General features: G+C 48.4%; 25 protein-coding genes and 1 pseudogene. 18 read left to right on the top strand and 8 right to left on the bottom strand.

Features of this window, described 5'->3' with window-relative positions; genetic code table 11:
- The first annotated feature begins 80 nt into the window (after nt 1-80).
- The 9 genes from atpB to BKE30_RS13140 all read left to right on the top strand — a co-directional run bounded on the left by atpB (nt 81) and on the right by BKE30_RS13140 (nt 8,099).
- A complete protein-coding gene (atpB, locus tag BKE30_RS13180) occupies nt 81-953 on the top strand; it encodes a F0F1 ATP synthase subunit A (protein ID WP_076879045.1) in 873 nt (290 codons plus the stop codon).
- 95 nt (nt 954-1,048) lie between these two features.
- Nucleotides 1,049-1,318: a F0F1 ATP synthase subunit C gene (atpE, locus tag BKE30_RS13175; RefSeq protein ID WP_026471668.1), complete on the top strand. Its 270-nt coding sequence runs from the start codon at nt 1,049-1,051 to the stop codon at nt 1,316-1,318.
- Between the two features lie 35 nt (nt 1,319-1,353).
- Complete coding sequence (locus BKE30_RS13170) at nt 1,354-1,824, top strand: F0F1 ATP synthase subunit B (protein ID WP_076879044.1); 471 nt, start codon at nt 1,354-1,356, stop codon at nt 1,822-1,824.
- 12 nt (nt 1,825-1,836) lie between these two features.
- On the top strand, nt 1,837-2,373 hold the full coding sequence (locus BKE30_RS13165) for a F0F1 ATP synthase subunit delta (RefSeq protein ID WP_076879043.1): 537 nt from the start codon (nt 1,837-1,839) through the stop codon (nt 2,371-2,373).
- A 54-nt stretch (nt 2,374-2,427) separates the two neighbouring features.
- Complete coding sequence (gene atpA, locus BKE30_RS13160; protein ID WP_076879042.1) at nt 2,428-3,972, top strand: F0F1 ATP synthase subunit alpha; 1,545 nt, start codon at nt 2,428-2,430, stop codon at nt 3,970-3,972.
- 97 nt (nt 3,973-4,069) lie between these two features.
- Nucleotides 4,070-4,939 carry a F0F1 ATP synthase subunit gamma gene (atpG, locus tag BKE30_RS13155; RefSeq protein ID WP_076879041.1) on the top strand — a complete coding sequence of 290 codons (870 nt, stop codon included), beginning with the start codon at nt 4,070-4,072 and terminating at the stop codon, nt 4,937-4,939.
- 29 nt (nt 4,940-4,968) lie between these two features.
- Nucleotides 4,969-6,363, top strand: a complete 1,395-nt coding sequence (gene atpD / locus BKE30_RS13150) for a F0F1 ATP synthase subunit beta (protein WP_076879040.1) — start codon at nt 4,969-4,971, stop codon at nt 6,361-6,363.
- 27 nt (nt 6,364-6,390) lie between these two features.
- Nucleotides 6,391-6,807 (top strand): F0F1 ATP synthase subunit epsilon, encoded by a 417-nt coding sequence (locus tag BKE30_RS13145; protein ID WP_076879039.1) that lies wholly within the window; start codon nt 6,391-6,393, stop codon nt 6,805-6,807.
- A 227-nt stretch (nt 6,808-7,034) separates the two neighbouring features.
- The gene (locus BKE30_RS13140; RefSeq protein ID WP_076879038.1) at nt 7,035-8,099 is read left to right on the top strand and encodes a right-handed parallel beta-helix repeat-containing protein; all 1,065 of its coding nucleotides are present in this window, start codon (nt 7,035-7,037) and stop codon (nt 8,097-8,099) included.
- A gap of 121 nt (nt 8,100-8,220) precedes the next feature.
- Here the strand turns inward: BKE30_RS13140 and BKE30_RS13135 are convergent, their stop codons facing one another.
- The 3 genes from BKE30_RS13135 to BKE30_RS13125 all read right to left on the bottom strand — a co-directional run bounded on the left by BKE30_RS13135 (nt 8,221) and on the right by BKE30_RS13125 (nt 10,219).
- Nucleotides 8,221-8,766 (bottom strand): glutathione peroxidase, encoded by a 546-nt coding sequence (locus BKE30_RS13135; protein ID WP_076879037.1) that lies wholly within the window; start codon nt 8,764-8,766, stop codon nt 8,221-8,223.
- Nucleotides 8,767-8,810: 44 nt separating this feature from the next.
- Nucleotides 8,811-9,251 carry a MarR family winged helix-turn-helix transcriptional regulator gene (locus tag BKE30_RS13130; RefSeq protein ID WP_076879036.1) on the bottom strand — a complete coding sequence of 147 codons (441 nt, stop codon included), beginning with the start codon at nt 9,249-9,251 and terminating at the stop codon, nt 8,811-8,813.
- A gap of 212 nt (nt 9,252-9,463) precedes the next feature.
- Nucleotides 9,464-10,219, bottom strand: coding sequence for an AraC family transcriptional regulator (locus tag BKE30_RS13125; RefSeq protein ID WP_076879035.1), 756 nt, complete (start codon nt 10,217-10,219; stop codon nt 9,464-9,466).
- Between the two features lie 209 nt (nt 10,220-10,428).
- Here BKE30_RS13125 and BKE30_RS13115 point away from each other — a divergent pair, with 209 nt between their 5' ends.
- On the top strand, nt 10,429-11,361 hold the full coding sequence (locus BKE30_RS13115) for a DMT family transporter (protein WP_076879075.1): 933 nt from the start codon (nt 10,429-10,431) through the stop codon (nt 11,359-11,361).
- Nucleotides 11,362-11,403: 42 nt separating this feature from the next.
- Here the strand turns inward: BKE30_RS13115 and BKE30_RS13110 are convergent, their stop codons facing one another.
- The 4 genes from BKE30_RS13110 to BKE30_RS13095 all read right to left on the bottom strand — a co-directional run bounded on the left by BKE30_RS13110 (nt 11,404) and on the right by BKE30_RS13095 (nt 13,572).
- On the bottom strand, nt 11,404-11,775 hold the full coding sequence (locus BKE30_RS13110; protein WP_143253736.1) for a hypothetical protein: 372 nt from the start codon (nt 11,773-11,775) through the stop codon (nt 11,404-11,406).
- Between the two features lie 186 nt (nt 11,776-11,961).
- Nucleotides 11,962-12,171: a ribosome-associated protein YbcJ gene (gene ybcJ / locus BKE30_RS13105; protein ID WP_076879032.1), complete on the bottom strand. Its 210-nt coding sequence runs from the start codon at nt 12,169-12,171 to the stop codon at nt 11,962-11,964.
- 97 nt (nt 12,172-12,268) lie between these two features.
- On the bottom strand, nt 12,269-12,868 hold the full coding sequence (locus BKE30_RS13100) for a CC0125/CC1285 family lipoprotein (RefSeq protein WP_076879031.1): 600 nt from the start codon (nt 12,866-12,868) through the stop codon (nt 12,269-12,271).
- 164 nt (nt 12,869-13,032) lie between these two features.
- Nucleotides 13,033-13,572 (bottom strand): DUF924 family protein, encoded by a 540-nt coding sequence (locus BKE30_RS13095; protein ID WP_076879030.1) that lies wholly within the window; start codon nt 13,570-13,572, stop codon nt 13,033-13,035.
- Between the two features lie 220 nt (nt 13,573-13,792).
- Between BKE30_RS13095 and gshA the strand changes: the two genes are divergently transcribed.
- Complete coding sequence (gene gshA / locus BKE30_RS13090) at nt 13,793-15,415, top strand: glutamate--cysteine ligase (protein WP_076879029.1); 1,623 nt, start codon at nt 13,793-13,795, stop codon at nt 15,413-15,415.
- Entirely contained in the window at nt 15,415-15,903 is a 489-nt protein-coding gene (locus BKE30_RS13085) for a disulfide bond formation protein B (protein ID WP_076879028.1), read from the top strand. Before gshA ends, BKE30_RS13085 begins: the two co-directional genes overlap by 1 nt.
- A 152-nt stretch (nt 15,904-16,055) precedes the next feature.
- On the opposite strand, the pseudogene BKE30_RS13080 reads toward BKE30_RS13085, so the two are convergent.
- Nucleotides 16,056-17,309 (bottom strand): annotated as a pseudogene (locus BKE30_RS13080) (alpha/beta fold hydrolase); the annotation flags it as partial.
- 449 nt (nt 17,310-17,758) lie between these two features.
- Between BKE30_RS13080 and BKE30_RS13075 the strand changes: the two are divergent.
- The 6 genes from BKE30_RS13075 to BKE30_RS13050 form a co-directional block, all read left to right on the top strand.
- Entirely contained in the window at nt 17,759-18,340 is a 582-nt protein-coding gene (locus BKE30_RS13075) for a YqiA/YcfP family alpha/beta fold hydrolase (RefSeq protein ID WP_076879026.1), read from the top strand.
- Between the two features lie 31 nt (nt 18,341-18,371).
- Nucleotides 18,372-19,004, top strand: coding sequence for an HAD hydrolase-like protein (locus tag BKE30_RS13070; protein WP_076879025.1), 633 nt, complete (start codon nt 18,372-18,374; stop codon nt 19,002-19,004).
- A 132-nt stretch (nt 19,005-19,136) separates the two neighbouring features.
- Complete coding sequence (gene parE / locus BKE30_RS13065; RefSeq protein ID WP_076879074.1) at nt 19,137-21,023, top strand: DNA topoisomerase IV subunit B; 1,887 nt, start codon at nt 19,137-19,139, stop codon at nt 21,021-21,023.
- 478 nt (nt 21,024-21,501) lie between these two features.
- Nucleotides 21,502-21,864, top strand: coding sequence for an HPF/RaiA family ribosome-associated protein (locus BKE30_RS13060; protein ID WP_076879024.1), 363 nt, complete (start codon nt 21,502-21,504; stop codon nt 21,862-21,864).
- Nucleotides 21,865-21,957: 93 nt separating this feature from the next.
- The gene (locus tag BKE30_RS13055; protein WP_076879073.1) at nt 21,958-22,500 is read left to right on the top strand and encodes an ankyrin repeat domain-containing protein; all 543 of its coding nucleotides are present in this window, start codon (nt 21,958-21,960) and stop codon (nt 22,498-22,500) included.
- A 195-nt stretch (nt 22,501-22,695) separates the two neighbouring features.
- On the top strand, nt 22,696-23,081 hold a 386-nt coding region (locus BKE30_RS13050), incomplete at its 3' end, for a DNA gyrase subunit A (protein ID WP_319822929.1).

Genomic DNA, 23,081 nt, shown 5'->3' with positions numbered 1-23,081 from the left:
GAAAAGCAGTACGCGTCATTCATCACTTTCCTTTATTTGGTTTTGGTATTGGTTCGTTTTTTAATAATTGGGTGCGATTTATGGCTGAAGAACACGCCTTGACTTCGACAGAGTACATCAAGCATCACTTGACTAACTGGACCTATGGCAAAATGCCGGACGGTACATGGAAAGTGGCTGAAACTGGTGCTGAAGCACAGCAAATGGGCTTTAATGCCATTCATCTGGATTCCATGTTGTGGTCTGTTACTCTTGGAATTATTTTTTGCCTGATGTTCTGGCTGGCTGCCCGTCGTGCCGATACTGGCGTACCCGGCAAGTTCCAGTCAGCCATTGAAATGATCATTGAGTTTGTGGATACCAGTGTTAGGGAAACCTACCATGGCAAATCCCGCCTGATTGCACCGCTGGCCCTGACGATTTTTGTCTGGATCCTGCTGATGAACACCATGGACTTAATTCCGGTGGATTTCATTCCGCAGCTTGCCGCGATGGTAGGTTCCAGTGTGTTTGGCATGGATCCGCACCATGTGTATTTCAAAGTGGTACCCACCACTGACCCGAACATCACACTGGGCATGTCATTGTCTGTCTTTGCGCTGATCATTTTTTATAGCATCCGTGAAAAAGGCATTGGCGGTTTTGCGAGTGAACTGGCATTAAACCCGTTCAATCCAAAAAATCCGGTGCTTAAAGCATTATTTATTCCAATCAACCTGATTCTGGAACTGGTTACCTTTCTGGCGCGTCCAATATCACTGGCACTGCGACTGTTCGGTAACATGTATGCCGGCGAGCTGATCTTTATCCTGATCGCCCTGCTGCCATTCTGGATTCAGTGGGCGCTGTCTGTGCCCTGGGCAATTTTCCACATTCTGGTTATTACCCTGCAAGCCTTTATTTTTATGATGCTGACCATCGTTTACTTAAGCATGGCAAGCGAAAAGCATTAATGTTCAGCACCCGGCTTTAATCAGGCTGGGTGCTGTTTATATTGTTTAATGAATCACCTGTTTTTGTTATAAACCTAACCTTTGAGGTATTACATATGGAACTCGTAGTTGGTCTAACCGCTATCGCAGCAGCTCTTCTGATCGCTTTTGGTGCTTTAGGTACTGCTATTGGCTTTGGTCTGCTAGGCGGCCGTTTCCTGGAATCTGTTGCTCGTCAACCAGAACTGGCGCCACAATTACAAACTCGCATGTTCCTGATTGCTGGTCTGCTGGATGCGGTTCCAATGATTGGTGTTGGTATTGGTCTGTTCCTGATTTTTGCTAATCCGTTCATCGATCAATTGAGAACAGCGGTTGGTGGTTAATTCTTAATTCCCAAATTCATCATTGAGGAATTGCAATGAATATCAACCTCACATTAATTGGCCAAGCCATTGCATTTGCGATTTTTGTCGCATTCTGCATGAAGTTTGTCTGGCCACCACTAATCGCAGCGATTAGTGACCGTCAGCGCAAGATTGCTGATGGTTTAAATGCGGCTGAGCGTGCCAAAGCTGATCTTGCCAATGCACAAGCGCAAGTCAAGCAAGAACTGGACGCCGCAAAAGCACAGGCAGCTCAACTCATTGAGCAGGCGAACCGTCGTGCTGCCCAGCTGGTTGAAGAAGCGCGTACCCAGGCAACCGCCGAAGGTGAGCGTATTCGTCAGCAGTCACGTGAAGCAGTCGATCAGGAAATCAATCAGGCGCGTGAACAGCTTCGCGGGCAGGTTGCTGCCTTGGCAGTAGCGGGTGCCGAGAAGATTCTTAAAGCCCAGGTTGATGAACAAGCCCATGCTGCCATGTTAAATCAACTGGCTGCAGAACTATAAGCGAGAAGACTCATGGCTGAACTCTTGACGTTAGCACGGCCTTATGCCAAAGCGGCTTTTGGCTATGCCTCTGAACAGGGTATGGCAGACCACTGGTCTACCGTGCTGCAACTGCTAAGTGCAATGGTTCAAGATGAAGCATTTTCCGCTTATTTGAATCGCCCTGAGCTGACCCCTGAACAACAGGTTAAGATTATTGTAGACACCAATGCGGCGCTACAGGATCAGTCTGTGTCCAACTTTATTACCCTGTTGGCGCAAAATGATCGTTTAAGCCTGTTGCCAGAAATTGCTCTTGAGTTTGAGCAGCTAAAGGCACAAAACCAGAATCAGACTGATGTCACCATCGAATCTGCCTTTGCTTTAACGGATGAGCAAAAGCAACTGCTGATTGACCGTTTGTCAAAACGTTTCAACAGCAGCATTGATGCGACCGTTACTGTAAACCCTGCGCTGATTGCAGGTGTGGTGATTCGTGCTGGTGATCAGGTGATTGATGATTCTGCCCAGGCTAAGCTGGAAAAAATGCGAACTCGTTTAACCGCGTAATGGTGTAATACCAACGGTTAGGCAGAACTTAAAAAATATTGAGGTATAGCGCAAATGCAACAACTGAATCCATCTGAGATCAGTGCGCTCATTAAACAGCGTATCAGCGATCTGGACACCAGCGCGACCGCCAGGAATGAAGGTACCATCGTCATGGTATCCGATGGTATCGTGCGTATTCACGGTCTGGCTGATGCCATGTACGGTGAGATGATCGAATTTGACGGCGGCTTATACGGAATGGCACTGAACCTGGAGCAAGATTCAGTCGGTGCTGTGGTATTAGGCAACTACTTAAGCCTGCAAGAAGGCCAGAAAGTTCGCTGTACCGGCCGTGTACTGGAAGTTCCAGTAGGTCCGGAACTGCTGGGCCGTGTGGTTGACGCACTGGGTAACCCGATTGATGGCAAAGGCCCAATTAATGCTCAAGTCAATGATGCCGTTGAAAAGGTTGCACCTGGTGTAATCTGGCGTCAAAGTGTTGATCAGCCTGTACAAACTGGTTATAAGTCAGTCGATACCATGATTCCGGTAGGCCGTGGCCAGCGTGAGCTGATCATTGGTGATCGCCAGACTGGTAAAACTGCCATGGCCATTGACGCGATCATCGCGCAAAAAGATTCTGGCATTAAGTGTGTGTATGTGGCAATTGGTCAAAAGCAATCGACCATTGCTAACGTGGTACGCAAGCTGGAAGAATCCGGTGCACTGGCTTACACCACTGTGGTGGCTGCCTCTGCCTCTGAGCCTGCTGCCATGCAGTTCCTGGCGCCTTACTCTGGTTGTACCATGGGTGAGTACTTCCGTGACCGTGGTGAAGATGCACTGATTGTGTATGATGACCTGTCCAAGCAGGCTGTGGCGTATCGCCAGATTTCCCTGCTGCTGCGTCGTCCACCAGGCCGTGAAGCCTACCCAGGTGACGTGTTCTATCTGCACTCCCGTTTGCTGGAGCGTGCATCGCGTGTATCTGCTGCCTATGTTGAAAAATTCACCAACGGCGCGGTAACTGGCCAGACTGGTTCCCTGACGGCATTGCCGATCATTGAAACCCAAGCCGGTGACGTATCTGCATTCGTACCAACCAACGTCATTTCCATTACTGACGGTCAGATCTTCCTGGAATCCTCACTGTTTAACGCGGGCGTACGTCCTGCGGTAAACGCCGGTATTTCGGTATCGCGTGTGGGTGGTGCTGCACAAACCAAGATTATCAAAAAACTGTCTGGTGGTATCCGTACCGCACTGGCACAGTACCGTGAACTGGCAGCATTTGCCCAGTTTGCTTCTGATCTTGACGAAGCAACCCGCAAGCAGTTGGAGCATGGTCAGCGCGTCACTGAGCTGATGAAGCAAAAGCAATATGCGCCATTCTCCATTGCTGATCAGGCGGTTTCCATTTATGCCTCTAACGAAGGCTATCTGGCTGATGTTCCGGTAAACAAGATCGGTGACTTTGAAGAAGCCCTGCTGGCCTATATGCGCTCTCAACACAGTGCATTAATGGACGAGATTGATCGTACAGCCAACTTTAATGGCGACATTGAAGCAGGCTTGAAGCAAGGTATTGAAGGCTTCAAAGCAACTCAGGCTTATTAATCCTTAAGGTTTACCCTGAAGGTTAATTCCTGATTCACGGATCACATTTGGAAGGTTTGGGTTTTTGCCTGAATCTTTCAAATAACAGGTTAAGCGTATGGCAAGTTTAAAAGAAATTCGCGCCAAGGTAGCCAGTATCAAGAGCACGCAAAAGATTACGCGTGCGATGCAACTTGTGGCTGCCAGTAAAATGCGTCGTGCGCAGGAGCGTATGTCGCAGGGCCGTCCTTATGCCGAAAATATGCGCCGTGTGATTGCCCATTTAGTGCAAGCAAATCCTGAATATAAACATCGTTATATGGTTGAGCGCCCGGTAAAACGCGTTGGCTATATTATTGTTTCTTCAGATCGTGGTCTGGCAGGTGGTTTGAATATCAACCTGTTCAAGCGTGTGATCCAGCACGTTAAGACCCAGCAGGAACAATCGATTGACGTTCAATTTGCATTAATCGGTCAAAAAGCGGTTACGTTTTTCAAAAATTATGGCGGCAAGGTGCTGGGTGTAACCACGCAAGTGGGCGATGCGCCAGGCATGGAACAGTTGACAGGGTCTGTGCAGGTTATGCTGGATGCCTTTGATCGCGGCGAAATTGACCGTGTTTATCTGGTGTCCAACAAGTTTATCAATGCCATGACCCAAAAGCCCCAGATTGATCAGTTGGTACCTTTGGCAACCAGTAACGAAGGCGAGCAGCTCAATCGCAGCTATGGCTGGGATTATCTGTATGAGCCAGAAGCCAATGTATTACTCAATGGCTTGTTGGTACGTTACATCGAGTCCATGGTATATCAGGGCGTGGTAGAGAACATTGCTTCCGAGCAGGCTGCCCGTATGATTGCCATGAAAGCGGCAACTGATAATGCGGGCGAGCTGATCAAGAGCTTGCAACTTATTTATAACAAGCTGCGTCAAGCCGCGATTACCCGGGAAATTTCCGAGATCGTCGGTGGTGCCGCTGCCGTTTAACATTTTTAATTTGAATTGAGGAGACAGCAATGAGTAGCGGTCGTATCGTTCAGATCATCGGCGCGGTAATCGACGTCGAGTTCGAGCGCAACAGCGTTCCGAAGATCTATGACGCTTTGCATGTTGACAATACTGAAACAACGCTGGAAGTTCAGCAGCAACTGGGTGACGGGATTGTTCGTACCATCGCCATGGGTTCTACTGAAGGCTTAAAGCGCGGTCTGCCTGTCACCAGCACCAATGGCCCAATCTCTGTACCAGTTGGTACAGGTACACTGGGTCGCATCATGGACGTTTTAGGCCGTCCAATTGATGAAGCTGGTCCGGTTGAAACCCAAACCACTTGGGCCATTCACCGTGAAGCACCAAGCTATGCCGAGCAAGCGGGTTCTACTGAACTGCTGGCGACTGGGATCAAGGTAATTGACTTGCTTTGCCCATTTGCTAAAGGTGGTAAAGTTGGTTTGTTCGGTGGTGCGGGTGTTGGTAAAACCGTAAACATGATGGAACTCATCAACAACATCGCCAAAGTGTACAGTGGTTATTCTGTATTCGCGGGCGTGGGTGAGCGTACGCGTGAAGGTAACGACTTCTACCATGAGATGAAAGATTCTAACGTGGTAGACAAAGTTGCAATGGTATATGGCCAGATGAATGAGCCACCGGGCAACCGTCTGCGTGTTGCGCTGACTGGCCTGACCATGGCTGAATACTTCCGTGATGAAAAAGATGAAAATGGCAAGGGCCGTGACGTACTGTTGTTCGTAGACAACATTTACCGTTATACCCTGGCAGGGACTGAAGTATCTGCACTGCTGGGTCGTATGCCATCTGCGGTAGGTTACCAGCCAACACTGGCCGAAGAAATGGGCGTTCTGCAAGAGCGTATTACTTCGACCAAAACTGGTTCTATTACCTCAGTACAAGCCGTTTACGTTCCTGCGGATGACTTGACCGATCCGTCTCCAGCCACCACCTTTGCTCACTTGGATGCAACCGTGGTACTGAGCCGTGATATTGCGTCTTTAGGTATTTACCCTGCGGTAGATCCACTGGATTCAACTTCACGTCAGCTGGATCCAAACGTGGTTGGTGAAGAGCATTATACTGTTGCCCGTGGTGTACAAACCGTACTGCAACGTTATAAAGAGCTTAAAGACATCATCGCCATTCTGGGTATGGACGAGTTGGCAGAAGAAGACAAGCTGGTTGTATACCGTGCGCGTAAGATTCAACGCTTCCTGTCACAGCCATTTAACGTGGCTGAAGTATTTACCGGCCAGAAAGGCAAAATCGTACCATTAAAAGACACCATCAGTGGCTTTAAAGGTATTCTGGCTGGCGAATACGATCACTTGCCAGAACAAGCGTTCTATATGGTTGGTGGTATTGACGAAGCAATTGCCAAAGCCGAGAAACTCTAAGTAACGCTGAGTTAAGGAGATGATCTCATGGCAGTGATGCAATGTGATGTGGTAAGCGTTAAGGAATCTATCTATTCAGGTGCGGTGTCCATGCTTATTGCAAAAGGTGCAGGTGGTGAGCTGGGTATTCTACCCGGCCATGCGCCACTGGTCACCTTGCTTCAACCAGGCCCAATTCGTGTGCAACTGGAAAACGGTACAGAAGAAGTGATCTATGTATCGGGTGGTGTTCTTGAAGTACAACCGCATGTAGTAACTGTATTGGCTGATACCGCTGTCCGTGCCGGTGATCTTGATGAAGCCGCGATTCTGGACGCACGCAAACAGGCTGAAACCTTGCTGGAAAACCAGCGTGGTGAGCTGGATACTGGTGCGGCGATGGCTGCACTGGCTGAAACCGCCGCCCAGCTGGAAACCTTGCGCAAGCTGAAAAACCGTGCATAACGCGTTTTAGCCCTTGTAATAAAAAACCGTCTTGATTCAAGGCGGTTTTTTTATGCCCTAAATAAAGCCTTATTAATATTGATAAAAATAACCCATGCTCACAATTTATTATCATAAACCGTTCAAATCTATTACTGCCTGTCAAAGTATTTATTTTAAACTTTAGGGAATACCCAAGCTGAAACTCTCAGGTTTGCATGCTTATAATTATATTGCTGGGACTAATTATGTTTACTAACTCTTCACAGGTAGCTGTAGCACAAGATAGGGGCAATACCAGTCTCTGTGCGACACAAAAGTTAGAGGAAGTTTTACAACCTGCCACCGCAGAACAGCCCAGTGTTTCTATCGACTGCTCATTAACAATTCCCAAAAATGCCATAATTAGCAAGCAACTTGTTTTTGAAGGTGAGCAGGCGTCTAATATTATTTTTGATGGCAATGGTGCAGAAATTAATGCAACTCATGCTGAACCAGCCATACTGATTACCTCCAAGCTTGATTCACCGCATCAAAAAATCTGGCAAGTACCGCATCATATCACTATTAAAAATGTTCAGATTAGGGGATCACTACGTATTCATGGCATGGCAGCCAATGGTGAAGGGGAACTGCTAAGACAGTCCTCGCATCAGGCTGGCCATAGTAAACGTGCGCAGCAAGCAGCGCCGCACCATATTGTTTTGGATAATTTGAGCTTAATGGCCGGGCAGCACAATATGATGTATTTTGCACCCGGTGTGCATCAGGTAACATTGAAGAATAGTGATTTTAGCGGAAAAACAGCTGGGCTTGCCTTATATCTGGACGCTGAAAGTAGTCACAACATTATTGAAAACAATCGTTTTAATGTGGACACCAAGTCACGTGAACTGATTGCAGTTGATGGATCAGCCCATAATATTATTCGCCGCAACACTTTTATTGATCCCCCGCATGGTGCCATTTATTTATACCGTAACTGTGGCGAAGGTGGCACGGTACGGCATCAAACGTCAGGGTACAATCAAATTATACAAAACCAGTTTGAGCTATCAGTAAGTAGCCAGTTACCGCTAATTTGGCTTGCATCACGTAATGGCCATCGGAACTATTGTGATGCAGATAACGGTTTTGCATTTGGCAGTAGTTTGAATGATAAGGGTTTAGCACAAAATAATAGTGTATGTCATAATACTTTTAACTTAAAAAAAATACCTAAACTAATTCGATGGGTCATGAAAACTGATGATCGATTGATTAAGGTTAGTGCGCAGCCTAATGAAGTGAACTGTAATCGAATTTTGGATTAAAAATTTAAGGTTAAAACGTGTTCTTAAAAAACAAATAAAAGCTAAAAACCTGTGGATAGCCAGTGGACGGTAAGTGAGCACTGGCTAGTCAGGCTTTTATCAGCGTAATGCTAAAAACAAATTACTTGGCCAGTTCAGCGTCAATTGCTTCAACAAGACGTGGGTCATCAGCGGTAATATCTGGTGCAAAACGGCCAACCACGTCACCTTGTTTATTCACCAAGAATTTCTCAAAGTTCCACAGCACTTCAGGCGCTTCAGTGGTTTCAATGGACAAGCCGTTTAGCCGTTCACGCATTGACCCTTCACCAGTGGTTTGCGGCTGGGCTTTGATGAGCTGGGCGTATAGTGGGTGCTGGTCGTTGCCAGTGACAGAAATTTTGGAAAACAGCGGAAAGTGCACGTCATAGTTCAGGCTGCAAAAGCTGCTGATTTCTTCATCAGTGCCCGGTTCCTGACCTTTAAAGTTATTAGCTGGAAAACCCAGAATTTCCAGACCTTGGTCTTTTTTGGCCTGATACAGTTTTTCCAGCCCTTCATATTGGGCGGTTAAGCCGCATTTGGATGCTGTGTTGACAACCAGCAGTACCTTGCCGGCATACTGGTTCAGGCTGATGGATTCGCCAGCAATGGTTTTAACCGGAATATCATAAATGGACTGAGTCATGGGAGTTCCTTTTGTGAGGGTAGGGTGGGACGTTAAACCAATGATTAGGATTGTTCAGGCTTTAAGGCATATGACATCAGGGCCACCATGTGCTGCACCTGAGCCCGCAACTGGTCGAGTTGTTCAGTGGATAGTTGAAGGTTTTTGGCCAGCGTTTCGGGAATAATAGCGGCTTGCTGTTTAAGCGCCTGACCTTGTGTGGTGAGCGTAATCAATACCCGGCGTTCATCCTGAGGATCACGCTGACGGTCAACCAGTCCATTAGTAGCCAGTCGTTTAAGTAAGGGTGTGAGTGTGCCACTATCCAGAAACAGTTTTTCGCCCAGTTCACCCACTGTACAGGGCGAGCTTTCCCACAGTACCAGCATGACCAGATATTGCGGATAGGTCAGGTTAAACTGTGCCAGCACCGGACGATAAAGACGATTGAGCAAATTTGACGCGGCATATAATGGAAAACAAACCTGTCGATCCAGCAGCAGCATATCCTCAGGCTGTGACAACTCATTAGGTAATGAAAGTTCTTCGGTAGGACACGATATAGAGTCAGTCATGATGGAAGACTTTTTAAATTTTATTAATTGTATTGCTAAAAATTAAATTTTGCACAATATAATTTTATTGTTTTGTAATAGGCCAATATTTTTAAAAAACTAATTTGTAATTTTAAAATACAGCAGTGAAAAACTTGGTTTGATCAGCAATGCCTGCGTAATTGGCTGGGGCTTTTTCCAGTCATGCGCTGGAACATGCCAATAAATGCCGAGGATGATTGATAGCCCAGATAGTGTGCAATGCTTTTTATGCTGTGCTGTTTTTCCAGCAGGTCAATGGCAACCAGCAGCTTGGCCCGGCTGCGCCATTCGTTCAGGCTCATATTAAGTTCCTGCTGGCTTAAACGCAGTAAATGGCGCTCGGAAAGCCCTGCCAGTTCAGCGCATTGTTGCAGGGTTACCAGACTGGCCGGATGTTGCTGGATTTGTCGTAATACAGGTTCCAGTTTGGCATGATAAGACCATGGCAGGTAATGGTCATAGCAGGCAGCATGCTGAATCTGGTCAATAAGCACCTGAGCAAGGCGTTGATCAGTCAGAGTTTCAGGCCGCCTGATACCGCGCCTGATAAAATCATGCACAATACTGAGAAGTATGGGGCTAATTTCAATGAGTTTGATACTGGGCGGCAACACACTACAATAGGCCTGCGCAATTACCAGCGTGATATACAGGGTATTGGCCTGACTATGCGCACTGTGGGCTGTGTTGGGCGGCAACCAGATGGCATATTGTGGCGGCGATATATAATCGGTATTTTCAGCATGCAGGTTGATCACCCCATGCAGGGCAAAATTTAGTTCACCCCACGGCACACAATGCATTTCAATCACGGCATCTTGTGCATACTGGTTAACCACACAATCGATATGGATTGGTGGCTGGCGGTTATAGCTCATGGCAAAAGCCGTTTAAACATAAGTAGTCAATAATAGCAATTCCCAGCTTTAATACACCTGATTGACCACTGCAAATTAAAACCAGAATTAAAAAAGCCGTTTGCAAGGTAGGCTGTCCGAAATTCAGTATAAATGTCTGCTTTAAAGGATATGGCGAAAATACGACCTTCGCTAAACTAGGCATATGCATGAATTATGAGAACAGCACGATGGCTTTACCACATTCCAGCATCAGTCAATCGCCCCACCAGCCTGCCTATGTGTACTTGCTGCCGCTGGCTGCGGTGCTGATCTGGTCAGTCAATGTGATTGTCACCAAACTGGCGGTCGGAGCAATTTCTGCACTCAGTATCAGTTTTTATCGCTGGGTACTGGCGTTTGTGTTACTGAGTCCATTTGTGTTGCCCAAGGTGTGGCGGCAACGCCAGTTGATCTGGCCGTATTTGCCCAAACTGGCCGTGCTGGGCTTGCTGGGGATGCTGATGTATCAGGGCTTGTCCTATGAGGCTGCGCATACCACTTCGGCCACCAATATCGGTATTTTAAATGCCATGATTCCGCTATTTACCATTGGTATTGCAGCTGTGTTGCTGAATGAAAAGCCCACCCTGTTTGCCATTACAGGCGGCATTATTTCGCTCACCGGGATTACGGTACTCATTGCCAAAGGCGATTTGCTGGATATCATTGGTGGTCATGTGAGCAGTTTTCATCTGGGAGACCTGCTAATGGTAGTGGCGGTGTTTTGCTATGCTGCCTATGGGGTATTGACCCGTTTATGGCAATTGCCGCTGGATTTGCTTACCAATATTTATCTGCAAATTGGCTTTGGTATGCTGTTTCATATTCCATTTGTGCTGCATGACGGTTTTTCACCCATTAATGCAGACAATATCTGGCTGGTGCTCTATGCCGGCACGCTGCCGTCGCTGGTAGCCCCGCTGGTCTGGGTCAAGTCCATCCAGCTGATTGGGCCAAGCCGTACCAGTATTTTTATTAACCTGACGCCTTTGCTCACTGCTGCTATTGCCGTTTTTTACTTGAATGAAAACTGGCTTGGTTATCACACGCTAGGGGCAATCATGATACTGGGCGGGGTAGTAATGGCACAAATAGGCACTGCCCGTAACACACTGCGTTAACAGTGCAAGCAACAACCAAAAATTAACTCATCAGGTGAAAGTTTAGCGATCTATTGAAATTCCAAGGTGTGGCCTAGACTGTCGCTTGGATGTGATTTGGCGGCACTTTTTATCACTCTCCAGCACCTTTTGCAATTTGAAATCACTAAAACGGGCCACCCGGTTGTCCATGCTTAATGATTCAGCGGTGGTAATGTTCAGGCATTGGTAAGGCCTTAAGCTGTGCAGGAGTTCACGCTGTTTCTGGCTCAGGTTTTGGGCAGCCAGATAAATAGTTCCTTTGGTAGTGACTAGCCGTACTTCAGTTGGGCTAATTTCCGCACTGGCCGTGACTTTGACAGTATGGGTATTGACCAGTTTGCACGCTGTAAGCAATAGCAACACAGGAATCAGTCCTGATATTTGTTTAAGCATGAGCATCAGCCTTGTTTTAATGTTAATTAATGGGTAATGATAAAAACGTAAGGAAATTACCCACTTATTTTATAATGAGTTTACAGCGTTAGGCGCTTAGTCACGACGGCTGGATTGCTGTGACCTAGTGGGCTTTTAAGCTAATAGGCAATGACTTAATGGCTACTGGCTTAAACGATGGCAGGATTAGACCACCACCAATTGCTGGCCTGCAAAACTGACGATTTGTCCACGGGTAATTTTACAACGCTTACGGGTTTCTATCTGACCGTCTACTTTAACCAGACGTTGTTCAATCGCAGTTTTTGCTGCGCCACCGCTGTCACACCAGCCTTCTATTTTTAACAGGTCACACAGGGCCACATAGGGGTGATGATCAAGGTTAAACTGGTTCATACATGGGATCCACGCAATAAAGGGTAGATTTTAAACTGATCAGCTCACAGAAAGCACGGCAAACCGTGCCTGAAGTGGTGAATGTCGCATGGTCATGTTAGGGCTTTTGCGCCATAGGCTGAACCATGACGCGCGGTGTGCCATCGGCATTCAGGTAATATTTGGGGCCTAATGAACTCATAATCAGCCGGGCATCAAATTCTTCGCCTTTTTGCGAGGCGGTGTTGGAACATTTGATGGTATAGATGACTTCCACCGGATCAAGGTTATACACCACGCCTTCATAAAACGGGTCATTCCAGCCCCAGCCGTGTCTATGATAAGGCCAGCGTGAATGCAGCCCATAAGGCCCATACCAGGAGGGGCCGTACCAGTTGGGTGCTGCCAAATGATCAGGATAAACCACGGTACGCCGGCTAGGGGCTGATTTGCTTTGGTCAAGTACCACAAAATAGCGGTAGCCAGCATCCAGTGTGGTTTTGGCAGCCTTGAGCAGGGCAATTTCCTCGGCAGTGGCGGCACTCATGTCAGGGTCACCGGTAAAGCGTACCCGGTAAATGGCGGTATTCAACTGGTATTGCTCAAACTGGCCAAGGCTGGCAAAGCTTTGAGGCTTGGGCGGTACCATGGCACAGCCACCAAGCAGCAGCGCAGCGGCCAAACCGGTGACAGCAAGTTTAATGGAAAGTGCATGCATGGCGTAGGCTCCCAGCCAGTTGGCAATCGTGTCGCAGGTTCAGACTATCACGTTATCAGGACATTATAGAGCAATGCAAACTGGCAGATAAAACCACGCTGTATAAGCTATGTAGGCCATGCTTCACAATAGCTTCATGGTTGGCTGGCCAGAAGAAACTTTAATTAAAATGAGCTGTTAGGCTGCAGTAAAAACTCAAGTTCTTCCGGCGTGGAAGTTCTGCCCAGTACGGCATTGCGATGTGGATAGCGTCCAAAACGGTCAATAATGGCCTTATGCAGCTTTTCAAATTTGAGGTTGTTTTCAATACCCAGCTGGTTAAACAACTCTAGTGCTTTTTTATGGATGAGTCTGGATTCACTGTGCATGAATGGCATATAGAGGAATGTACGCTGCACTGGTGTTAATTGCTGGTCTGCACCTTGTGCAATGGCTTCCTGCGCCAGTACCAGCGCCATGGCATCACAGGCAAAGGCTGCTGGCTGATCGCGGTACAGGTTGCGGGAAAACTGGTCGAGCACAATGATTTCAGCCAGACGCCCCTCGCTGGTGCTGCGCCATGCATACGCTTCAGCAGCAGCAACGCTGTCATGCAATTTACCAAATTGCTGCTGAATTTGCTGGTCAAATCGCTCATCTTTTTCAAACCATTGAGCCGGGGTGCTTTGTTCAAACCAGAAGCTTAAAACCTGCTGCGGAGTCATGGAATATTCCAGTTCAGTCAATGAAGCCCTTACTGTAAAGTACAAAGATGGCAAAAAACGAGCTTAAATCCGTATTGATGCTAAAAAAGCCGAAAAAAAGCTATTTTTTTCACATCAAAAATCATGCGTTTTAAGCCAATAAAAGGCAAAATCGCTATTTCTTGCTTTGCACAATAAATTGATATGCAAAGTGATGTTGCTGGCCAAGTGAGTAAAATGAATGCGTAACCCGGACCTGTTAACCCAGTTTAATGTACCAGCGTGGTTAACACCTGATCACTTGTCAGGCATGCAGCGCGGCATTGAAAAAGAATCCCTGCGCATGCAGGCCAATGGGTTTTTGTCACAAACCGATCATCCGCGCGCACTGGGTTCGGCATTAACCCATCCGCATATCACCACCGACTATTCGGAAGCGCTGATTGAACTGATTACACCGCCGTTTTCCCACCCGCAGCAGGCGCTGGATTTCTTGCGCCAGTTGCATGTGGTGGTACAGCAAAACCTGCCAGAAGGTGAAACCCTGTGGCCGCTGTCCATGCCCTGCATGCTGGATAAGGATGAAAACAATATTCCGCTGGCCAGATATGGCGCATCGCATCTGGGCCAGTTTAAAACCCTGTACCGACGTGGCCTTGGGGTACGTTATGGCCGCCGCATGCAAACCATTGCCGGGGTACACTATAATGTATCGTTTCCCGATCAACTGTTTGCCGCTTGGCAGCAGCACAGCAGCACGCCAGTTGATCTACAGCAGCTTGGCTTGCAGGATTACCGCAGTGAGCGCTATTTTGGCCTGATCCGTAATTTCCTGCGGCTAGCCCCACTGGTGGTGTATTTGCTGGGGGCCAGTCCTTCAGTCTGTGCCTGCTTTTTGTCAGGCCGCCAGCATAACCTGCAACCGCTGGTGAGCGGCACCATGTACCTGCCGGAAGCCACCGCCCTGCGCATGGGCCGCTTGGGCTACCAGAACAGCGCACAGCGCGGACTGGGCATTCACTACAACAATATGCAGGATTATATCCGCGGCATCGAGCAGGCCATTCATACGCCGTATCAGGCGTTTAGCGAACTGGGGCTGGATGACCAAAACGGTGAGCCGCTGCAAATTAATGATCATGTGCTGCAAATTGAAAATGAATACTACAGCCCAATTCGTCCCAAACAAATTCCGCAGTCCGGCGAGACACCGGCGCAGGCACTTAAAAAGCGTGGCGTGGCGTATATTGAGCTGCGTGCCGTAGACATTAACCCGTACAGCGACATTGGCATTGACCTGACCAGCGCCTGTTTTCTGGAAGTGGTGGCGTTGTATGCGCTGTTACAGGACAGCCCGGCCATTGATGACCGTGAGCAGGACTGCATTGACCATAACCTGATTAAAGTGGTGGATCAGGGTCGTAAGGTTAACCTGAGCTTAACCACTCCAGAAGGAGAATACCTGTTCAAGCCATGGGCGCGCCAGCAACTGGAGCACATGCAGGCCATTGCCAAATTAATGGATCAGGGTATGCAGCAACCAGTTTATCAGGCCGCGCTACAGGTAATGGGCAAGCGGCTTGAGCATGTGGAACAGACGCTGTCAGCGCAGGTACTCAGCGATACGGTGACTGCCGGCGGCTCATGGCGCTTTGGTCATGCACTGGCCAGCCGCTATGCCAGCCAGCAGGTAGAGCAACAGTTGCAGCCAGAACAGCAACAATATTTTAGCCAGATTGCTGAACAGTCGTGGCAGGCACAAGCGCAACTGGAACAGCAGCAACAGGGCGATTTTAAAACTTATCTTGCACCTTATCGCCAGAATCATGCAGTATTGGCAACATCCCCCAAGGAGCATGTTTAATGAGGTTAACCTACCGTGTGGTCAGTCTGATCCTGTTTCTGGCCAGTGTGGCTGGAATGGCATTTGCCCTGTATTTACAGCATTATCAAATGCTTGATCCTTGTCCACTGTGTATTTTTCAGCGTGTGGGCTTGATGGGCATGGGGCTGGTTTCACTGATTGCCTTTATTCATAATCCGGCAAAACTCTGGGTGCGCCGCAGCTATGCACTGTTATCTACCTTATTCATTAGCTGGTCGTTTGCAGTAGCAGCGCGCCATGTGTGGCTACAGCACCTGCCACCGGAAGATGTGCCTGCCTGCGGGCCGGGCCTTGATTACTGGATGGATACTTTTCCGTTAAGGGATGTGGTGCAAAAAGTACTGCATGGTTCTGGCGAGTGTGCAGTGATTGACTGGACTTTTCTGGGGCAATCCCTACCGACATGGGCGCTGGTATTTTTTAGCGCATTATTGCTGCTAAACCTGTGGAAACTGGTGCGTCGTTAAGCGTTACTTTGTACTTAACGTTATAGGCAACAAGATTTTAAAGCAAAAAAGGACGTCATGGAACGTCCTTTTTTTATGGCATTTTTTACTCATGCATCAATTGGTGCTTAGTCCACAATGGTTTCGATGCGCTGGCTTGGATCGCGTACCTGATTGGCATTGGGATACAGCCAGGCAATAATTTGTTCGCGCACCCGGGGATGATGCTGAATTTCAAAATGGTTTAAGCCATAAAATACCGCTTTATGGTCTTCAGGCACTTTTAAGCGGAACTGCGGATGCGGATGGTCGCCCAGTCCACTTTTTACACTAACCAGATAATCGCCAATGGCTTCTAGCGTTTTGGAGCTTGAGGACTCACGTTCCAGCGTCCCGGCAATCAGGTAAGTATTCACGCGGGAAGGGAGCGGGGCAGGCTTACGGCAATCATCCATCTGGCCGATTTTGGCATCCAGATGCTCCCAGTCATCGTCACGCACACTGCCATGACGCAAGTCGATAATGCCGGCACTGCGCATATTGGCCAACTGGGCCAGCACACTGGCGAAGGGTACTTTGCCAATTTTTTCCTGAAACATAAAGCCGAGGCGTTCCAGTACGGCACCCTGATGCGGTGAGCCAATGCAGACCAGATTTTCTACATAGTTAATCCAGTTACAGGTACTTTGCTTGCCATAAAACAGCGCACTGCGTGACACCAGTCCACCCATGCTATGACCAATCAGGTCAATGGTGGTAATACGGGGATTTCGTCTAATCAGGTCTTCCAGCACATTGGAAAAGGAACGGCCATTGGAAGAAATACGGCGGCCAGTATTATAGTTCAGGTACAGCACATTGGCCTGTTGCTGGTGATAAAGAATATGTTCGCCCAGACCGCTGCTTTCGCCGGGTGCCCAGCTCAGGTGATTCATGCATAGGCCATGCACCAGAATGACCACACGGCCAGAAAGTTCACCGCGCTGCAACTGACCATAACGGTCATACAGCACCATGGGCAATGCCAGCGGGTTGTGACTTTGAAACATGTAGTCACCCAGCACGCCATTCAGCGCATTGGCTATAAAATGCATTAGCGGGGTTAGCGGTTTTTCATGTAATACCGGAAAATGGCGGTTCAGGCCACGCAAGCTGATGGCAAGGCCCTTACCATATTGCTGCATGATGCGCTGGCTTAGGCCATACACACGCTTGGTAATGCCATTATCCCAGATAAAATTGGCCTGCCGGGTGGTCAGGGAGAAATATTGCAGGAAAATTTCACGATGAATTTCCTGAACCAGCTCGGCAACACCACTCACACTGGATGTTGCCAGCTGTGACAAGCCTTCCAGAAAATCGGCCTGTGAGGGAGGACTCCGGTCAAACTTGCAGTAGTTTTCATGAAGTGGCGTTAAGCTGGGCATGATGCGGCATCCTCCGTTTATTTGCCAAATCGACTGTATCCCTAGGTGATTAGGCACTGGGTCACAATCAGGTGACATAGCTATTACAAGCTGTTACATGATGTTTACTCTTGATTACCTAAGCTGTCAATATCTACTTTAGTACAAGAATTGGCCAAACTGCTCAATTTGGCCAATTATTCAAGCAGTCTAGCCAATTGCCGCTTTTTCACACATAAATGCGTACTACTACCTATATCCTGAAATAGATGAGTAATGAGTAAAAAAATGTGTGAAACACAAGGTACTTAGTGGCGAAAAAGTAATTTTGTTACATAACTTAAGCGCAACTTAAGTAGTAAAAGGAGTTGATGATGTGTGTTACACACAACGTATCAGACTTGCGCATAACTTTAACACGCGTACAATTTAGTCCCGATTTGATGTGATTGCCCTGACAGGCCATTTTTATGCAACTGATTTATATTCATGGACTCAACAGCAATTCGGCTTCAGCCAAAGGCCAGATGCTGGAAGAGTGGTGCAAGCTCCACCGTCCGGAAATCAGGGTCGTTCGGCCCGACCTGAATTTGCCACCACAGCAGGTTATGCAACTATTGGATGAGACCATTGCCACAGATCCCCATACCGGCGTGGTAGGCAGTAGTCTTGGAGGTTTTTATGCGACAGCTTGCGTCGCAAAGCATGGGGTGCGGGCTGTTCTTGTCAATCCATCTGTGCGACCATTTGAACGGTTCAAGCGCTTCTTTGCCAACGGAGAAACCGCGCATCATACCGAAACCGGCTGGGTTGTCACCCCAGACCAGCTGGAAGACCTCAAAGCACTGTATCAGCCGGTCCCAGCCAGTCCTGACCGGATTCTGGTATTGCTCAAGCAAGGCGATGAAGTACTGGATTACCGCGAGGCAGAAAGCTACTTTAGTCAGGATGATGCCCAAAGTGCGCTGATTATAGAGCCGGGTGGTGATCATTTTATGCATGACATGGACAGCAAAATACCGCTGATGATTAATTTTTTATTTGATCGCTAATAACGTGAGCCATTCCCACACCGCAAGCTGCGTGCAGAACCTAAAGTACCAACTGGCAATCTTTGATTTTGATGGCACGCTGGCCAATTCATTTCCATTTTTTGCCAGTGTGTTTAACGAGCTGGCCGGGCAGTACCGCTTTAAACAAATCCAGCTGCATGAGATTGAAACCCTGAGGCATGCCACACCACGCCAGATCATGCAGCATGTGGGCATGGCCAGCTGGAAACTGCCACTGGTATCACGCGGCTTTATCCGGCGCATGCGGCAAAACGCACACCAGATTGAGCTGTTTGACCACATCAGCGATAGCCTGAAGTTTCTGGCCAATTCGGGCGTGCGACTGGCCATTGTGTCTTCCAACTCGCGCGAAAACGTCGCCGCCATTTTAGGCGCTGAGCTGTTTGCCCTGTTTGGACAGGTTTATTGCGGCATGTCTATTTTTGGCAAGACCGCTCATTTAAAGAAAATTTTAAAGAAAACCGGTGTTGCCGCGCAGCATGCCATTTATATTGGTGATCAGGAAACCGATGCCGAAGCGGCGGCACAGGCCAATATGGCGTTTGGGGCAGTCAGCTGGGGCTATGGCAGCCTACAGGCCCTGCGCCAGCATAACCGTGTGCTTGAATTTGTAACCGGCCATGATTTGCGCCAGCTGGCCTAGCACATAAATCCGCTTGTGTTCAGATCGCATTAATGTAAGAAGTGGGCTGATCTTTAACAGCAGCCCCACAATAGATTTATCTTATTTTACCACTATTATTTATCAACGACTTTGCAATGGGAAGTGAATAACGTGAGTCAATATACTGCTCAGTCGCTAGAGGTATTGTCCGGCCTCGATCCGGTGCGTCGTCGCCCCGGTATGTATACGGATACCTCACGCCCTAACCATCTGGCGCAGGAAGTTATCGATAATGCCGTCGATGAAGCACTGGCCGGTCATGCCAATGAAGTAACGGTGGTGGTGTACAAGGATGGCTCGCTATCCGTGCAGGACAATGGCCGTGGCATGCCGGTGGATATTCACCCGGAATATGGCCAGAGTGGTATTGAAATCATCATGACCCGGCTGCATGCCGGTGGCAAGTTTTCTACCGATAACTACCAGTTTTCCGGGGGCTTGCATGGAGTAGGAATTTCGGTGGTAAATGCCCTGTCCACCCGGGTAGAGGTGCGTGTACAGCGGCAGGGCAACCTGTACAGCATGAACTTTGCGTATGGTGAACCGGTGGATGCCTTAAGCGTACAGGAAAAGGCAGTGCCCAAGCGCCAGACAGGAACTACCGTGCGCTTCTGGCCGGAAAGCAAGTATTTTGACAACCCAAAGTTTTCGCTACGCGCACTTAAGCATGCCTTAAAAGCCAAGGCTGTGCTGTCGGCTGGCTTAAAGGTGAGTTTCCATGATGAAGACAGTGGTGAAAGCATTGTCTGGCAGTTTGAAAATGGCCTGCTGGATTATTTAAAGGATGAGCTGGATGGCCGTGAAATCATTCCAGCTGAGCCTTTTGTGGCGGTTGCCAGTGTTGAGCGGGCACATTGTGAATTTGCCATCTGCTGGAATAGTGAGGGCGGCGAAACCGTTCAGGAAAGCTATGTCAACCTGATCCCAACCGCACAGGGCGGCACGCATGTGAATGGCTTGCGCTCCGGTATTGCCGATGCCCTACGCGAGTTTTGTGAGCTACGCAACCTGTTGCCACGTAACTTAAAGCTGGCGGCTGATGATGTGTGGGATGGGGTGAACTTTATTTTGTCACTCAAGTTTCAGGAACCGCAGTTTTCCGGGCAAACCAAGGAACGCCTGTCCAGCCGTGAAGCCGCCGGGATTGTACAAAATATCAGTAAAGATGCTTTTTCACTGTGGCTGAACCAGAACCCTGAAGTGGCCACCCAGCTGGCAGAACTGGCAATTGACCGTGCTGGCCGTCGCTTGAAGGCTGCCAAAAAGGTGGAACGCAAGAAAATTGCCTCTGGGCCTGCGCTTCCGGGCAAGCTGGCCGATTGCTCCGGGGCAACCCGTGAGGAAACCGAGCTGTTTTTGGTGGAAGGGGATTCAGCCGGGGGCAGTGCCAAGCAGGCCCGCAACCGTAATTTTCAGGCGATCATGCCGCTGCGGGGCAAGATTTTAAACACCTGGGAAGTATCATCCGACGAGGTACTGGCCTCGCAGGAAGTCCATGATATTGCTATTGCCATTGGCGTTGATCCGGGCAGTGATGACTTGTCCGAGCTACGTTATGGCAAGATTTGCATTCTGGCCGATGCGGACTCGGATGGCCTGCACATTGCCACACTGCTGTGTGCCTTGTTTGTGCGTCATTTCCCGGCACTGGTGGAAGAAGGCCATTTGTTTGTGGCCATGCCGCCACTGTACCGCATTGATGCTGGCAAGGACGTGCATTACGCGCTGGACGATAGTGAACTTGAACAAACCCTCAAGAAAATCAAAAGCCGTAGTACACCGCAAATTACCCGCTTTAAGGGCTTAGGCGAAATGAACCCGCTGCAATTGCGCGAAACCACCATGGACCCCAATACCCGGCGTCTGGTGCAACTGGATCTGGATGACAGCCATCATACCGCTGGCTTGCTGGATAAGTTGCTGGCCAAGAAACGCGCCGCAGACCGCAAGGTCTGGCTGGAAGAAAAAGGCAATCTGGCCGATGTAGCAGCCTTATAAGTTGTTTTAGACTATCGGTAAAATCCAATTACTCCATTGTTGTGTCTGCTTGCCACATGCAACAATGGAATTGAGAGGACTTCAAGCTGTCACAATGGCTGCTTATAATAAGAAATCATAAAATTTTTACCTAAGTTGGGTATTGATTCTTAAATTTTCCTTAGTTTAGTGCCAACAATTAACAGTTTTTATAAAGCTGTGCTTAATGTTCGTTAATTTGTTTCAAATGGTGAAATTAGTCTAAATCCCTCTGGTGGCCCCGGTTTTCCGTGCTATCTTCAAAGTGTTCTCGTACTAAAACGAACAAGGGCCTTGGTCACTGTCTGCCTTATATGAGTGCGCTGTTTAGTGCCTTACCGCCCATTCCATTGGTGGTCTTGCTGGTAAAATGATTGCCAGTCATGGTGCAAGGCAGGCCTGACCAAAAAATTAGCGTCTGTACAAGCAGGCGTATAATGCAAGTGAGGAACCTTAGATTATGAATATAGAAGTTCGTACAGATAACCACATTGAAGGCACGGCACGCATGATTGAATATGTCCGTGACCAGCTTAAAAGCGAGTTTAGTCGCTATAGTGAAAGAGTAACCCATATTGAAGTGCATTTTAGTGATGAAAATGCCGACAAAGGCGGTGATCAGGACAAGCGCTGTGCCATTGAAGCGCGTGCGGCCGGCTTAAAGCCCATGGCCGTGACCAACAAGGCATCCAGTGTTGATCTGGCACTGGACGGCGCGATTGAAAAGTTACATCACATGTTTGAGCACAGTCTGGACAAACTCAACGACCATCGGCATGAAACCCGGCCAAACTGGGATGAACTGGTGCCCGAGGAAGAATAATTTGCACAAAAGCCCGTCAAATCATGTCGGGCTTTTTTGTCAGAGTGCCCAGAGCCTGTTAAGCTGTTGTTATGCTATCAAGATGAAGAAATCATGTTAAATCCACAGCAAAAAGCATTATTACAAGCCATTGATGAGCTGGACGTTGCTCAGGTTCAACAGTTATTACAACAGGTTGATCCCAATTTTATTGATGAAGAAGCTGGCCCGCCTGTGTCCAAGCTGTGCGATCAGCTATTCCGCTGGTGGGAAAATATTTGTGATGCGCATGAAGCTGGCCATCCCTTAAGCGAAGCTGAAAAGACCGCCCAGTTGCAGCCCTACATTGATATTCTGCAGGCCCTGATTACAGCAGGTGCCAATCTGCATTTATGGGACAGCGAAGAGTTGTATGGCCCGCTCTGGGATGCGGCCAGCGCTGCCTGTGAACCGGTGGTTAAAATCCTGCTGGCGCATGAGGTTGATCCAAATACCCGTGATGATGAAGGCCTGACCATTTTGTCTTCCATCAGTGACCTGTTTTTTGACTGCGACTTTGACCAGATTGACTGGGCTGATGCGCTGCCGGAAGAGCGGGCCACGCTGGAGCTGTTACGCAGTCACGGTGCCAAAATGACCAAGGAACTGGCCAGCTAAATCAGGTTGATTGCCTGTAGCACCCCTAACCTGTGGCCCTATAAATAAGGTTGTTATTCTCAATTTCCATGGTGTGCATGCATGACGGCTGCTTATAGGTTTGGGGCACATCCTGATGGACTAACGCATGCTTAACCATGCGTTTTTGTTGTTGGTAATTTTTTTAATACTCACGATTTGATTGCTCAGTAAATTATGACTAGTTTTGTACAAAGTGCCACTGAAAACCGTTCGGTTGCCGAGTTTACCGAACAGGCTTACCTCAACTATGCCATGTACGTGATTATGGATCGCGCGCTACCGCATATTTCTGACGGCCTAAAGCCGGTGCAGCGCCGCATTGTCTATGCCATGAGCGAACTTGGCCTTAAAAGTAGTGGCAAGCCCAAAAAATCAGCACGTACGGTGGGTGACGTATTGGGCAAATATCACCCACACGGTGACAGTGCCTGTTATGAAGCCATGGTGCTGATGGCGCAGCCATTTAGCTATCGCTACCCGCTCATATCCGGGCAGGGCAACTGGGGCTCACCGGATGATCCCAAGTCTTTTGCCGCCATGCGCTATACCGAAGCCAAGCT

Source organism: Alkanindiges hydrocarboniclasticus, assembly GCF_001982605.1.
GTDB classification, from domain to species: domain Bacteria; phylum Pseudomonadota; class Gammaproteobacteria; order Pseudomonadales; family Moraxellaceae; genus Alkanindiges; species Alkanindiges hydrocarboniclasticus.
This window is presented reverse-complemented; position numbering and strand designations above follow the sequence as displayed.

Coding starts and splice junctions, on each gene's coding strand:
- BKE30_RS13165 (WP_076879043.1), top strand. CDS start 1,837: ATGGCTGAACTCTTGACGTTAGCACGGCCTTATGCCAAAGCGGCTTTT.
- BKE30_RS13170 (WP_076879044.1), top strand. CDS start 1,354: ATGAATATCAACCTCACATTAATTGGCCAAGCCATTGCATTTGCGATT.
- BKE30_RS13115 (WP_076879075.1), top strand. CDS start 10,429: ATGGCTTTACCACATTCCAGCATCAGTCAATCGCCCCACCAGCCTGCC.
- ybcJ (WP_076879032.1), bottom strand. CDS start 12,171: ATGAACCAGTTTAACCTTGATCATCACCCCTATGTGGCCCTGTGTGAC.
- atpD (WP_076879040.1), top strand. CDS start 4,969: ATGAGTAGCGGTCGTATCGTTCAGATCATCGGCGCGGTAATCGACGTC.
- BKE30_RS13095 (WP_076879030.1), bottom strand. CDS start 13,572: ATGACTCCGCAGCAGGTTTTAAGCTTCTGGTTTGAACAAAGCACCCCG.
- BKE30_RS13075 (WP_076879026.1), top strand. CDS start 17,759: ATGCAACTGATTTATATTCATGGACTCAACAGCAATTCGGCTTCAGCC.
- BKE30_RS13110 (WP_143253736.1), bottom strand. CDS start 11,775: ATGCTTAAACAAATATCAGGACTGATTCCTGTGTTGCTATTGCTTACA.
- atpB (WP_076879045.1), top strand. CDS start 81: ATGGCTGAAGAACACGCCTTGACTTCGACAGAGTACATCAAGCATCAC.
- BKE30_RS13085 (WP_076879028.1), top strand. CDS start 15,415: ATGAGGTTAACCTACCGTGTGGTCAGTCTGATCCTGTTTCTGGCCAGT.
- BKE30_RS13140 (WP_076879038.1), top strand. CDS start 7,035: ATGTTTACTAACTCTTCACAGGTAGCTGTAGCACAAGATAGGGGCAAT.
- atpE (WP_026471668.1), top strand. CDS start 1,049: ATGGAACTCGTAGTTGGTCTAACCGCTATCGCAGCAGCTCTTCTGATC.
- BKE30_RS13145 (WP_076879039.1), top strand. CDS start 6,391: ATGGCAGTGATGCAATGTGATGTGGTAAGCGTTAAGGAATCTATCTAT.
- BKE30_RS13130 (WP_076879036.1), bottom strand. CDS start 9,251: ATGCTGCTGCTGGATCGACAGGTTTGTTTTCCATTATATGCCGCGTCA.
- gshA (WP_076879029.1), top strand. CDS start 13,793: ATGCGTAACCCGGACCTGTTAACCCAGTTTAATGTACCAGCGTGGTTA.
- BKE30_RS13055 (WP_076879073.1), top strand. CDS start 21,958: ATGTTAAATCCACAGCAAAAAGCATTATTACAAGCCATTGATGAGCTG.
- atpG (WP_076879041.1), top strand. CDS start 4,070: ATGGCAAGTTTAAAAGAAATTCGCGCCAAGGTAGCCAGTATCAAGAGC.
- BKE30_RS13060 (WP_076879024.1), top strand. CDS start 21,502: ATGAATATAGAAGTTCGTACAGATAACCACATTGAAGGCACGGCACGC.
- BKE30_RS13100 (WP_076879031.1), bottom strand. CDS start 12,868: ATGCATGCACTTTCCATTAAACTTGCTGTCACCGGTTTGGCCGCTGCG.
- atpA (WP_076879042.1), top strand. CDS start 2,428: ATGCAACAACTGAATCCATCTGAGATCAGTGCGCTCATTAAACAGCGT.
- BKE30_RS13135 (WP_076879037.1), bottom strand. CDS start 8,766: ATGACTCAGTCCATTTATGATATTCCGGTTAAAACCATTGCTGGCGAA.
- BKE30_RS13125 (WP_076879035.1), bottom strand. CDS start 10,219: ATGAGCTATAACCGCCAGCCACCAATCCATATCGATTGTGTGGTTAAC.